Origin of the sequence: Planococcus chinensis, from assembly GCF_042681545.1 — a bacterium.
Lineage (GTDB): Bacteria > Bacillota > Bacilli > Bacillales_A > Planococcaceae > Planococcus > Planococcus chinensis.
The window spans coordinates 799,406-812,115 of sequence record NZ_JBHUFW010000004.1; the positions used below are offsets into that span (position 1 = coordinate 799,406).

The following is a 12,710-nucleotide window of genomic DNA, read 5'->3' on the forward strand; positions in this document are numbered from 1 at the left end:
GTTTTTTAACGGGTGAGAATCTTCCGTGTCGGAAGCCTCCATTTATAAGTGAACGAAAGAATGCGCAGCGCTGTTATGGCGATGAACAAGGCATACAGCCAGAAATCGCTCCTTGCCAGGCCGAAACTGATGAGGATTCCTGCCATAGCTGCCCAGACAGCATAAATTTCCGCTTTCAGCACGAGCGGTTTGCGGCCTGCCAGCAAATCCCGGACAATTCCTCCGCCTGAGCCGGTCAGGACGGCGGCAACGACGACTGCGTAGACAGGAAGGCCCAGATCAACAGCATACAGCGCTCCCTGGACCGCAAAAGCGGACAAGCCGATGGCATCAAAGAAATTGCCCCACCGGTTCCAATGGACCAGCAGCCGGTTTGGAAACAAAAACACCAGCGTCATTGAAAACAATGCCAGCTGAAAAAGTACTTCCTGTTCCCAAAGCGCGGAAATCGGCACGCCAATCAGCAGGTTCCGGATTGCGCCTCCGCCAAATGCTGTGACGATCCCCAGCAGATAGACCCCGAAAATGTCGTATTCTTCTTCCATTGCGATAATAGCGCCGGACACCGCAAACGCAATTGTCCCGATGGCGCTCAATACTTCCCAAGCCATATCGTACTGCCTCCCAAAATCTTCAACTCTATGAATTGTAGCAGAGTTTGACGCAATTTCAAGTTTAGCTGCATAATAGGAAAGTGAAACTAGCAGAATGGAGAATACCATGCATACTTTAATGAAAGAAATAGAAGCTTTGATTCAAACAGAACTGCAAAAAGCGGATGAAATTGCATTCAACAACCAGAAAAAAGTGCTCCACGCTTTCCATGCCCAGAAAGTCAGCGACCATCACTTTAATCCGTCGACCGGGTATGGCTATGACGACGAAGGCCGTGATACATTGGAGCGGGTCTATGCCGATGTTTTCAAAGCGGAAGCGGCTTTGGTCCGCCCCCAGATCATTTCGGGGACGCATGCCATCACCATTTCGCTGTTCGGAGTGCTCCGCCCGGGTGATGAACTTCTTTACTTGAGCGGAAAACCTTATGATACCTTGGAATCCATCGTGTCAGGCGGCGAAAAAGACACAGGCTCCTTAAAGGATTTCGGCATCAGCTACCGCCACATCCCGTTGACAGAGGACCAAGGGATCGATTGGGAACTTGCGGAAAATGCAATCGGCGAACGGACGAAAGTGATCGCGATCCAACGCTCGCGCGGATATGACACCCGGCCTTCTTTCACAGTTTCGGAAATCCAATCGATGATCGAGAAAATTCGTACGATCAAGCCGGAGGCCATCGTATTTGTCGATAATTGCTACGGCGAATTTGTTGAAGAACAGGAACCGATCGAAGCGGGAGCGGATTTGATTGCCGGCTCGCTGATCAAGAATCCAGGCGGCGGCATGGCCAAAATCGGCGGATATATTGCGGGCCGCAAAGATTTAGTGGAAAAATGCGCTTACCGGATGACGTCACCGGGTATTGGGGGAGAGGCCGGCGCTTCCCTGAACGCCCTTCCCGATATGTACCAGGGATTTTTCATGGCACCCCATATCGTTTCCCAAGCATTGAAAGGAGCCATTTTCACTTCCGCTCTGCTTGGTTCAGCCGGCATGGAAACCACACCGCATTGGAGCGATCCGCGGACCGATCTGATTCAATCCGTTTCTTTCCGGACACCTGAACAAATGATCGCTTTCTGCCAGTCGATCCAAGCGAGTTCTCCGGTAAATGCGCAGTTCAAACCGGAACCTGCTTATATGCCAGGGTATGAAGACGATGTCATCATGGCAGCCGGCACATTTGTCCAAGGGTCAAGCATCGAATTGACGGCGGACGGGCCGATCCGGCCGCCCTATACCGCTTTTGTCCAAGGCGGGCTGACATATGAACACGTCAAGCTTGCTGTGATGAACTCGCTCGAGGCGCTTCGGAAGCATAATCTACTATAAATAAATTCCGCATCTAAAGTGCGGAATTTTTTCATGTCATTTTTTCTAACATGTATTTGACAAGATTCCTGACATGAAATATACTAAGAGAGTAGTAATCAGTGAAAAGGGTGAAAAACATGACAAACCGCGTTCGCCGGACAATGCCGCTGTTGCCGATCAGCATTGTAATGCAGCTGACGGAACTGACAGCGCGCCAAATCCGTTATTATGAAGAGCACGAGTTGATCAGCCCTGCCCGGACGGAAGGAAACAAGCGGATGTTCTCTTTGAACGACGTCGATGTCCTTTTGGAAATCAAAGATTTTTTGGACCAAGGGCTAAACATGGCGGGCATCAAGAAAATCTATGCGATGCGTTCACAGCCAAAAAATGAAGCTGCAGTTCCAGCCACAATCAGCGACGCGGAATTGCGCCGGATATTGCGGGAAGAAATCCTGAACACAAAATCATTCGGCCAAGGCGTCCACAGGCAAGGGGATTTATCCCGTTTCTTCCATTGAGACGGGTTACATAAACAAACATAGGAGAGTGAAGCGAACATGGGCAAGTATTCAAAAGAAGATATTAAACGACTGGTAAAAGAAGAAGAAGTGAACTTTATCCGCCTGCAATTTACGGATATTCTCGGCATTATCAAAAACGTTGAAATACCGACTTCCCAATTGGACAAAGCACTCGACAACAAAATGATGTTCGACGGATCTTCAATTGATGGATTTGTCCGCATCGAAGAATCGGATATGTACTTATTCCCTGACCTTGATACATGGGTCGTCTTCCCATGGATCACAGGCAAAGGGAAAGTGGCACGTTTGATCTGCGACATATACCGTGCGGATGGCACTCCGTTTGAAGGAGATCCGCGCAATAACTTGAAACGCGTTTTGAAAGAGATGGAAGAACTTGGATTCACCCATTTCAACCTTGGGCCGGAGCCGGAATTCTTCCTGTTCAAACTGGACGAGCGCGGCGAACCGTCACTTGAATTGAATGACAATGGCGGCTACTTCGACCTTGCACCGATGGATCTTGGCGAAAACTGCCGCCGCGACATCGTGCTTGAACTGGAGGAGATGGGCTTTGAAATCGAAGCTTCCCACCACGAAGTGGCTCCCGGCCAACACGAAATCGACTTCAAGTATGCAGCTGCGCTAAAGGCGTGCGATGATATCCAGACGTTCAAATTGGTCGTCAAGACGATTGCGCGCAAGCACGGATTGCATGCGACATTCATGCCAAAGCCATTGTTCGGTGTCAGCGGATCCGGGATGCACATGAACGTATCCTTGTTCAAAGGCAATGAAAATGCTTTCCTTGATGAAGACGGCGAAATGAAACTGAGCGAAACAGCTTATCAATTCCTTGCCGGGATCCTGGCACATGCCCAAGGCTTTACTGCAATTACAAATCCGACTGTCAACTCTTACAAACGCCTGGTCCCTGGCTATGAAGCGCCTTGCTATGTAGCTTGGTCAGGACAGAACCGCAGCCCGTTGATCCGGGTTCCGGCATCCCGCGGCTTGTCGACGCGTGTCGAAGTGCGCTCGGTCGACCCAGCAGCCAACCCGTATTTGGCAATGGCCGTCCTATTGGCAGCCGGCCTTGACGGCATCAAGAACAAGATGACGCCGCCAAAAGCAGTTGACCGCAACATCTATGCGATGAACAGAAAAGAGCGCGAAGCTGTCGGCATCGAAGACCTTCCGCCGACACTGTATGCAGCCCTTCAAGAGCTTCAGGGAGATGAAGTGATGAAAGGTGCTCTTGGATCACATATCTTGAACAACTTTGTCGAAGCGAAAGAAATCGAGTGGGATATGTTCCGCATTGCCGTGCACCCATGGGAGCGCGAGCAATACCTGAAAATGTATTAAGAAGAGAAATGGTCCTGGCCCATGCGGCCAGGCTTTTTTTCGGCGAAAACAGGTTTTACAAAGAGAAGAGCCGGGTATAATTTAGAGAACCATTGAGTTTTAATAACCGGTACTGAATTTTCTTTTTGCATTTGTTGAAAAGAAGATTTTGTGGGGGTGATTAAAATGAAAAAGGTTCAAGGGGTAAGAGATCTGCTGAAGTATTTTCAATCAGTGGACTACCCGATGACTGAAGAACATATTAATGACTGCATTGCAAAGCGGACTATTCCGCATAGCCGGTCCTATGCTGATACGATCTTTTTTGATTTGAAGCATATCGACTGGTGGATAACGGAACAGAAAAAATTGGAAGACAAAACTTAATAAGCTCTTCAGAAAACCGGAACCCCGGATTCGGCTCATATGAGTCCGTATCCGGGGTTTTGCCCATGCTTATGGCGGAAGTAACTTTTAACGGCTGGAAACGTCCTGTATTCTAGACAAAGCAGAGGAGGCACCATTCATGAAGTTTTTGAAATACATCATCGTCCTATTGGTCATTATCGCTGCCGGAGCTATTGCCATCTATTACGCCGGCACCAATATTGCATCGGAAAAAGTTGTGGAGGATGCGACAGCTGAACTGGAAGCGACGGGCCAGATGGACAGCATCAAAACGTACGTCGAGAACGACCCGGAACTGAAAGGCTATATCGAAGAAGCGAAATCTGCCGATGAAAGCCAGCTGCCGTTCCAGACAAAAGGCGAAGCGACGCGCGTGCTGATCCAGAAAGTGGGCATCGGCGAATTGCAGTCCCTTCAGCAAGGCGTTCAGAACGGCACCATCTCCCAGCAGGAAGCCATCGCCAAGCTTGAAGGCGAACTGTCCGAGGAGGAAATGCTGGCTTTAAAAGTGATTGCCTATAAAGAACTTTACAAAAATGAATAAATTTCGGGTATGATGAAGGAGGAAGCTAATACGCTGAATTTGAGGAGGCCCGCGAATGAAAACATTTCAGATTGAATTTTTCTTCGACCAAGGCAATACGGTTATACTGACTGCCCAAGCGGAAAGCAAAGAAGCGGCACTGGCCAATATTCCGACACACGGCACCTATGAAATTACAGATGATCAAAATGATACGATTTACCGAATCACCATCAGCCAAATCAAATACATCACCGTCTATCAACTGCGATAGGCTGCATCCGCAACTTGTGGATGCTTTTTTTTGAGGAATGAGAGAAATCGATAAAAAAGGGGCGGTATAAAAATGGAATACAGGGGTTCGAGCGTTTATGAGGAAGAAGATTTTTTAGCGGCATACCTGTCAAGGCGGAACCGGAACGAAAGCCCGAACAACGCCATCGAAAGGCCGATCTTTTTGGAGTTGCTCGGGGACTTCGCGGGTGCGGAAATCCTTGACCTCGGCTGCGGAGACGGCTATTTTGGAAGGGAGCTGCTCGGAGGAGGTGCAAGATCCTATACCGGCATTGAAGCTTCAGTTCAAATGAAGCAGAAGGCGGAAGCAATCCTGGCAGGAACCAACAGCCAGATTTTTCACAGGGACATCGCATCCTTCCCTTATCCGGAAGCTGCTTATGACATAGTGGCTTCACGCTTTGTCATCCATTACATAGCCGATATCAATGCATTATTCCAGGAAATTCACAAAGCATTGAAGCCGGGCGGGAAATTCGTTTTCACCGTCCAGCATCCATTGACGACATCCTCGTTCGGAAGCAAAGAACTGGGAGACAGGCGCGGCGATTGGCGGGTCGATGATTATTTCATCGAAGGGGAGCGCCGGGAGCCTTGGATCAACAAAACCGTCATCAAGCACCACCGGACCACTGAAAGCTACTTCACTGCATTGATGGGAGCCGGATTCAACGTAGCGGCATTGCGGGAAGGCATGCCGGTCCGTGCCAATTTTAGCAGTGAACAAGAGTTTAACCGGCGGCAGCGCATTCCGCTGATGCTGATTTTTTCAGGGGTGAAAGAATAGAGAAAACAAAAAACGCTGAGAAGCTTGTTCTCAGCGTTTTCCTATTTGTTCGAGCTATTAATGCAATTGGCGGTAAACGCCTACCACTTTGCCCAGGATGGTGACCTGGTCAACGATGATCGGGTCCATTGATGAGTTTTCAGGCTGCAGGCGGAAATAATTGTTTTCGCGGAAAAAGCGTTTTACTGTCGCTTCATCTTCTGCCGTCATGGCCACGACGATATCTCCATTGTTCGCAGTCTGCTGTTGTTTCACCACAACGTAGTCACCGTTGAAAATCCCGGCTTCGATCATACTTTCACCCATGATTTCGAGCATGAAAATATGGTCGTCTTCTGTACCGTAGGACTGGGGAAGCGGGAAATACTCTTCAACATTTTCGATCGCTGTAATCGGAACACCGGCTGTTACTTTACCGATCAAAGGTACATGCAGAACCGGGCTTTTTTCGATCAACGCTTCATCTGTAGAGATGATTTCGATAGCTCTCGGTTTGGTCGGATCCCGTCGGATCAGGCCTTTGCTTTCGAGACGGGCAAGATGGCCATGGACAGTCGAACTTGATGCCAAGCCAACTGCTTCCCCGATTTCGCGGACGGATGGCGGATAGCCTTTAGCCCGGACTTCGTCTTTTATAAAAGTTAAAATATCTTCTTGGCGCTTCGATACTTTTTTCAACAGTTTCACCTCTTTTTAGTTGTTCAGTATGTTTTTCTACCCATAGTATACCAACTTGGGCTATGAAATGCAAACATAGGTTCGAATTTATTTGTTGACAAAAACACTTGTTCGCATTAAAGTAAGAACATATATTCCGAACACACATTCTTAGGAGGCGTTTTATATGACATTCATCCGCAGAAATTCTTATCTAACTCTATTATTTGCCCTTATCCTTTCATTTTCGTTCTACTCGGTCTTCACCCATAAGAACCAGGAACCACAGATGAGCCTTGTCCAGATTGAAGAAGGCGACACGCTGTGGACGCTGGCAGAATCATTCAGCGGCAATACACCGCATCAGGAGTGGATAGAAGCTATCATGGAAGAGAATAATCTACACACTCCGAAAATCGTCGCAGGACAGTCGATCAAGATTCCCAGCGAACAACTGAAATTCGCCCCAGATGAAACCATAAAGCTGGCAGGTGATGCAGAATGAAGAAGACTGCATTGGTTTATTGCCGCGTCAGCACCACGAAAGACACCCAGGAAAGTTCGCTCGAACGCCAGGAGGAAGAACTGCTGAAATTCGCATTTGAACAAGGCTATATGGTCGACCAGGTCTTCTCAGACCAGCACAGCGGCTATGAAATGGACCGTGAAGGCCTGTTGGAAATGCTCAACAGCATCAAGCGGGACAAAATTGCGGCGGTTTTTATCCAGGATGAAACCCGCCTTGGCCGCGGGCATGCCCGCATTGCCTTGCTGCATGTCATGAAAAAGTACGGCGTCGAAGTTTTTACACTGTCTGATGGAGGGCCGATTGCGCTCAATGACATGGACGATATGGTGTTGGAAATCTTGGCGATCGTCGAAGAATACCAACGCAAAATACATAACGCCAAAATCAAGCGCGGCATGAAACGTGCAGTGGAGAACGGCTACAAACCTGAGCGTAACCTGAAAGGGAAAGGCAATCCGGAAGGGCGGGAGCGCCTGGATTTGCCGATCGACCAGATTGTCAGCCTGAAGGAGAACGGGTTGACGTTCCATGAAATCGCCGTGACTCTTCAAGGCTTCGGCTACCAGGCCAGCAAAGCGACAGTCCATCGCCGCTACAAAGAGTTCCAAGGCATGAAACAGGGCTAAATCATTGCAGAAATTCCGCTTCTTTTGTACGATATGAAAGAGAAAGGCGGGGTTCTATTTGTTATCTCCAGAAAAAATCAGACGCATCAACGAGCTGGCGCGCAAATCCAAAACGGCCGGTTTATCAATTGAAGAAGCCAAAGAGCAATCAGCGCTTCGGCAGGAATACTTGCAGACGTTCCGCACGAGTATGCGCGGCACGATTGAAAATGTAAAAGTGATCGATCCGGAAGGCACAGATGTGACACCGGAGAAAATCAAAAATATCCGGGAGAATAAGTATTTGAATTAATGCTTATTCTCTTTTTTTGATGCGCCAAAGTTTAGCGCCATTCTTCCGGCACATTCCGGATTGAGTAGCCAGCTGGCGCTTTTCTAGTTGTATTCTTTTCTATTGTTGACTACACTAGAATAGGATTAAAAAAGATAGTGAGAGGATGTTATTATGTCAAACCACGCAGATCAACTTGCAGTAACAACGATTCGCACGCTTTCAATCGATGCAATCGAGAAAGCGAATTCCGGACATCCTGGCTTGCCGATGGGCGCAGCGCCTATGGCATATACCTTGTGGACAAAACATATGAACCACAATCCGAAGAACCCGAACTGGTTCAACCGCGACCGTTTCGTGCTTTCAGCTGGACATGGTTCAATGCTTTTATACAGCCTGCTTCATTTGAGCGGATATGGCTTATCATTGGAGGAAATCAAAAACTTCCGCCAGTGGGATTCCAAAACTCCGGGCCACCCTGAATACCACCACACAGTGGGTGTTGAAGCGACAACAGGCCCTCTTGGACAAGGGATCGGCATGGCTGTCGGCATGGCAATGGCAGAACGCCATTTAGCCGCTACTTACAATAAAGAGAACTTGAATGTGGTCGACCATCACACATTCGCACTTTGCGGAGACGGCGATTTGATGGAAGGCGTTGCAGGGGAAGCCATTTCACTTGCAGGCCATCTTCAATTGAACAAATTGGTCATCTTGTACGATAGCAATGACATTTCATTGGATGGCGACCTTTCGATGAGTTTCTCTGAAGACATCAAAAAGCGCTTTGAATCTTACGGCTGGAATTATTTGCGCGTTGATAACGGCAATGAATTGGACGATCTGTCTGAAAAAATCGCGCAAGCGAAACAGTCTGCGGACAAGCCGACATTGATCGAAGTCAAGACGGTCATCGGCTATGGTGCACCGAACAAATCCGGTAAAGCGGATGCCCACGGCGCGCCGCTTGGCGAAGATGAAATGAAATTGGCGAAAGAATATTACAAGTGGACATTCGAACAGGACTTCCATGTGCCGGACGAAGTATATGAAACGTTCAAGCAAGCGACAGAAGAGCTGGGCGGAAATGCCGAGAAAGCTTGGAACGAATTGTTCGATCAATACCAAGCTGCACATCCGGAACTTGCAGAACAGCTTCAAAAAGCGATCAAAGGCGAGTTGCCAGCAGATTTTGATGCTGACTTCCCGCAATATGAAGTAGGCAAAAAACAGGCGACGCGCGCTTCTTCAGGCGATATGGTCAATGCCATCGCCAAAGCGGTTCCTTCTTTCTTCGGCGGCAGCGCTGATTTGGCAGGATCGAATAAAACAAACATCAAAGGCGGCGGCGATTTCGACGCTGAAAACCCGGCCGGACGCAATATCTGGTTCGGTGTGCGTGAATTCGCAATGGGTGCTGCGTTAAATGGTATGGCGCTTCATGGCGGCCTTCATGTATTCGGGGGAACATTCTTTGTCTTCAGCGATTATGTGCGCCCGGCTATCCGTCTGTCAGCATTGATGGGCCTTCCGGTCACATATGTGTTCACACATGACAGTGTGGCTGTCGGGGAAGACGGTCCGACCCACGAACCGGTTGAGCATTTGGCTTCGCTTCGCGCAATGCCGAATTTGAGCGTTGTACGCCCAGCGGATGCCAACGAAACCAAAGCCGCTTGGAAATTGGCATTGACTGCCAAGTCTCACCCGACTTTGCTAGTGCTTTCACGCCAGGATTTGCCGGTGCTTGAACAGAGCGGCGAATTGGCTGACAGCGGAGTGGAAAAAGGCGCATACGTCGTTTCGCCTGCTGAAAACCCGCAAGCGCTCCTTTTGGCAACCGGTTCTGAAGTGAGTCTAGCAGTTGCAGCCCAGAAACAATTGGCGGAAGAAGGCATTTCCGTGTCGGTCGTTTCCATGCCGTCATGGGACCGCTTCGAAAAACAGGATAAAGAATACAAGCAATCGGTCATTCCGAAGACCGTCAAAAAACGTTTGGCCATCGAAATGGGCTCTCCATTCGGCTGGGAACGCTACACAGGCGACGAAGGCGATATCTTGGCAATCGACCGATTCGGCGCCAGCGCACCAGGCGAACGGATCATGCAAGAATTCGGCTTTACGCCAGAGAACGTCGTGGCGAGAGTCAAGAATCTGATCAACGAACAATAATTTGAGAAGAGGCGGAAGCGCTAGACAGCTTCCGCCTTTTATTATTTTGTGCATATGGTCACATGCTGAAATTTATAGTATAATCCATTGTGGTGCACTACTTATTTATGCAACACGAGGGGGGTAACAAGAATGGCTACATGGATCTGGATCGTAATCGTTATCGTGGCTTTAATCGCGGGTGTTGCGCTTGGCTTTTTCATCGCTCGTCAATATATGATGAAGTATTTGAAAGACAATCCACCGATCAACGAAGATATGCTGCGTATCATGATGATGCAAATGGGACAAAAACCGTCTCAGAAGAAAATCAATCAAATGATGACACAAATGAATAAAGCATCAACTAAACCACCAACTAAAAAATAAAAGCGCTCATGATGAGTGCTTTTTTTCTTTGTCTATTTGTTTACATAATAAAAATATTAAAGTTAAAATGGTCGTTCTTAAACGGCGAGGAGGAATTTCCTCTAATTTAAAAGAATATAAACGTAATGGTAAAAGTTTGGCAGGTTCGATCTTCTAGGAAAGGAGCTGGGGCTGTGGGGTGGATGATACTGGTTGTGGTTGCTTACATACCGATATTCTATCGGATTCACAAACGGATCGCTGATTTGGAGAAGGAAGTGGAAAGGCTGAAAAGTGAATTGTAAAAAGAAGGCGCCGTCCTATTAGGACCGGCGCCTTCTTAATTAATGGATTCAGCCAGCGGCGCTTACTGTGGCAGCAAATCGTTTTCTTTCAGGAAATCCGCCACCGCTCCTTCGTATTCTTCCGGGAACAAATTATAGGACTGTGCATGCGCGCCGGTTTCGAACAGCTTCAAAGCTTTCGGCCCCTTTTTCAGGTCATGCATCTCGATGCTCATTTTTGGAAGGACAAATGTGTCTTCGAGGCTGTGGATGAACAGGACCGGTTTGCGGATCCAAGGGAGCGCATTCCGGGGCGATACAGTTTTCATCGCATAGCCGTCCCGCCATTTCATGAACACTTGAGCCAGTTTCAGCGCAATCGGCGTTTTGAGCGGCGTCGTGGTTTTCATGACATGCCGGATCTGCTCCGAAATGTCTGAATAGCCGCAGTCGGAAATATAGAAATCGGCATCGTCGCGCATGCCAGCATACAAGAGCGTCGTAGCAGCCCCCATCGATTCGCCGTGGATGCCGAACCGCAAGTCAGGGCCAACATGCTGCTTGAGCGCTTCGATGACCGCTTTCAGATCCCATTTCTCGTAATGGCCGAAGCTGGTCGTATTGCCGCCGGAATCACCGTGGCGCCGATGGTCGTAAACGACCGAATTAAAGCCGAGGTGCTCGAACATGCGGGCATATTTAAAGGAATTGACTTTCGTTTCGGTCACTCCGTGGCAAATGACGACATAACGGCTTGTATTATGCGGTTCCAGGAAAATGGCCTTGACGTCATAGCCGTTTTCCGACCGGATCCACTGTTCGCTTTTTTTCACGTTGGCATACCAGACTTCGTCATACCGTTTGGCGGATGTTTCGCGCTCCAAAATCAAAGCTTCGTCTTTTTTCTTCACATACATCAGCCGGTTGCTGGCAGCAATGCCGACCGCTGCAGCCAAAAGGGAAAAAGCGCTGGAAACGACAGCGGAAATTTGGAAAATGCGTTTTTTCAAAGGAGAGCCTCCTTATCCTCGGTTCTTATAAAGGCGGTACATGCCTGTCTGAACCGGGTTTGAGACATGGGGTTCAATCGACGCGACAGCTTGGCACAGAAGATCCAGGTCGATTCCGGTGCTGATGTCCATGCGGTGCAACATGTTGACGACGTCTTCCGTCGCGACGTTGCCGGTGGCACCCGGTGCGAACGGACAGCCGCCCAAACCGCCAGCGGACGCGTCAAACCGGTCGACTCCTGCCTGGAGCGCCGCGAAGATATTGGCCAGCGCCATTTTTCGTGTGTCATGAAAATGCGCGGTCATCAGCATATCAGGAAATGCATCTTTTAATTTTTTGAACAGTTCATAACTCTCAAGCGGTGTCGCCATGCCGATCGTATCAGCGACGCTCAACTCGTCGACTCCCCAGCCGGCGAAAGTACGGCAAAGCGCCAAGGTGTCTTCCGGATTGATGGCACCTTCGAACGGGCAATAGAACGCGGTGGAAATGCAGGCGCGGACGAAAATGCCGTCTTCTTTTAATTGAAGGATGAGCGGTTGGAGCGCATCCATGCTTTCCTTAGTGGTCTTGTTGATGTTTTTCTGGTTGAACGAATCGGACACGCCGACAAAAACTGCGACAGCTTTCGCACCGGATTCGATTGCGGCATTGATGCCTTTTTCATTTGGCGTCAGGACAAACTGGCGTCCGGTTTTCTCGACATTCGCCATGATTTCTTTGGCGTCGGCCATTTGCGGCACCCACTTCGGCGACACAAAGGACGTCAGCTCCATTTCTTGCACCCCTGCTGCTTGAAGCCCTTTGATGAATTCGAGTTTCGCTTCCGTGGAAACGGTTTTTCCTTCGTTTTGAAGGCCGTCCCGCGGGCCGACCTCGATTATTGTTGCATTCTTTGGTAAACTTAACATAGTATCCCTCCCAATACCATTGTATCCAGGAGTAGGAGAAAAGAGCAACTTGCAAACAACCAAACAAGGGGGAA

The 12,710-nt window shown here is 48.8% G+C and carries 16 protein-coding genes; 12 read left to right on the forward strand and 4 right to left on the reverse strand.

From position 1 onward, the window contains the following. Nucleotides 1–5: 5 nt before the first annotated feature. Nucleotides 6–611, reverse strand: coding sequence for a trimeric intracellular cation channel family protein (locus ACFSDB_RS06215; RefSeq protein ID WP_204892446.1), 606 nt, complete (start codon nt 609–611; stop codon nt 6–8). A gap of 109 nt (nt 612–720) precedes the next feature. On the opposite strand from ACFSDB_RS06215, the gene ACFSDB_RS06220 reads away from it, so the two are divergent. The 7 genes from ACFSDB_RS06220 to ACFSDB_RS06250 all read left to right on the forward strand — a co-directional run bounded on the left by ACFSDB_RS06220 (nt 721) and on the right by ACFSDB_RS06250 (nt 5,821). Next, the gene (locus ACFSDB_RS06220) at nt 721–1,953 is read left to right on the forward strand and encodes a methionine gamma-lyase family protein (RefSeq protein WP_204892445.1); all 1,233 of its coding nucleotides are present in this window, start codon (nt 721–723) and stop codon (nt 1,951–1,953) included. Nucleotides 1,954–2,072: 119 nt separating this feature from the next. Next, the gene (locus ACFSDB_RS06225; protein ID WP_204892444.1) at nt 2,073–2,456 is read left to right on the forward strand and encodes a MerR family transcriptional regulator; all 384 of its coding nucleotides are present in this window, start codon (nt 2,073–2,075) and stop codon (nt 2,454–2,456) included. A gap of 39 nt (nt 2,457–2,495) precedes the next feature. Beyond that, nucleotides 2,496–3,830, forward strand: a complete 1,335-nt coding sequence (glnA, locus tag ACFSDB_RS06230) for a type I glutamate--ammonia ligase (protein WP_204892443.1) — start codon at nt 2,496–2,498, stop codon at nt 3,828–3,830. Between the two features lie 165 nt (nt 3,831–3,995). Continuing rightward, a complete protein-coding gene (locus tag ACFSDB_RS06235; protein ID WP_204892442.1) occupies nt 3,996–4,196 on the forward strand; it encodes a hypothetical protein in 201 nt (66 codons plus the stop codon). Between the two features lie 139 nt (nt 4,197–4,335). Further along, complete coding sequence (locus ACFSDB_RS06240) at nt 4,336–4,761, forward strand: hypothetical protein (protein ID WP_204892441.1); 426 nt, start codon at nt 4,336–4,338, stop codon at nt 4,759–4,761. A 55-nt stretch (nt 4,762–4,816) separates the two neighbouring features. Beyond that, nucleotides 4,817–5,014: a hypothetical protein gene (locus tag ACFSDB_RS06245; RefSeq protein WP_204892440.1), complete on the forward strand. Its 198-nt coding sequence runs from the start codon at nt 4,817–4,819 to the stop codon at nt 5,012–5,014. A 72-nt stretch (nt 5,015–5,086) separates the two neighbouring features. Continuing rightward, nucleotides 5,087–5,821, forward strand: coding sequence for a class I SAM-dependent methyltransferase (locus ACFSDB_RS06250; protein ID WP_204892439.1), 735 nt, complete (start codon nt 5,087–5,089; stop codon nt 5,819–5,821). A 57-nt stretch (nt 5,822–5,878) separates the two neighbouring features. Here the strand turns inward: ACFSDB_RS06250 and lexA are convergent, their stop codons facing one another. Continuing rightward, nucleotides 5,879–6,499, reverse strand: a complete 621-nt coding sequence (gene lexA / locus ACFSDB_RS06255) for a transcriptional repressor LexA (RefSeq protein WP_204892438.1) — start codon at nt 6,497–6,499, stop codon at nt 5,879–5,881. A 166-nt stretch (nt 6,500–6,665) separates the two neighbouring features. On the opposite strand from lexA, the gene yneA reads away from it, so the two are divergent. The 5 genes from yneA to ACFSDB_RS06280 all read left to right on the forward strand — a co-directional run bounded on the left by yneA (nt 6,666) and on the right by ACFSDB_RS06280 (nt 10,451). Then, complete coding sequence (gene yneA, locus ACFSDB_RS06260) at nt 6,666–6,983, forward strand: cell division suppressor protein YneA (protein WP_204892437.1); 318 nt, start codon at nt 6,666–6,668, stop codon at nt 6,981–6,983. Next, nucleotides 6,980–7,633, forward strand: a complete 654-nt coding sequence (locus tag ACFSDB_RS06265; protein WP_204892436.1) for a YneB family resolvase-like protein — start codon at nt 6,980–6,982, stop codon at nt 7,631–7,633. The genes yneA and ACFSDB_RS06265 overlap by 4 nt, the downstream gene beginning before the upstream one ends. Nucleotides 7,634–7,691: 58 nt before the next feature. Continuing rightward, a complete protein-coding gene (locus tag ACFSDB_RS06270) occupies nt 7,692–7,925 on the forward strand; it encodes a DUF896 domain-containing protein (protein WP_204892435.1) in 234 nt (77 codons plus the stop codon). A 153-nt stretch (nt 7,926–8,078) separates the two neighbouring features. Beyond that, entirely contained in the window at nt 8,079–10,082 is a 2,004-nt protein-coding gene (gene tkt, locus ACFSDB_RS06275) for a transketolase (protein WP_204892434.1), read from the forward strand. A gap of 132 nt (nt 10,083–10,214) precedes the next feature. Next, the gene (locus ACFSDB_RS06280; RefSeq protein ID WP_204892433.1) at nt 10,215–10,451 is read left to right on the forward strand and encodes a YneF family protein; all 237 of its coding nucleotides are present in this window, start codon (nt 10,215–10,217) and stop codon (nt 10,449–10,451) included. A gap of 346 nt (nt 10,452–10,797) precedes the next feature. On the opposite strand, the gene ACFSDB_RS06285 is transcribed toward ACFSDB_RS06280, so the two are convergent. Both ACFSDB_RS06285 and ACFSDB_RS06290 read right to left on the reverse strand, forming a co-directional pair. Continuing rightward, a complete protein-coding gene (locus ACFSDB_RS06285; protein ID WP_204892432.1) occupies nt 10,798–11,724 on the reverse strand; it encodes an alpha/beta hydrolase in 927 nt (308 codons plus the stop codon). 12 nt (nt 11,725–11,736) lie between these two features. Next, nucleotides 11,737–12,636 (reverse strand): hydroxymethylglutaryl-CoA lyase, encoded by a 900-nt coding sequence (locus ACFSDB_RS06290; protein WP_204892431.1) that lies wholly within the window; start codon nt 12,634–12,636, stop codon nt 11,737–11,739. Nucleotides 12,637–12,710: the final 74 nt, after the last annotated feature.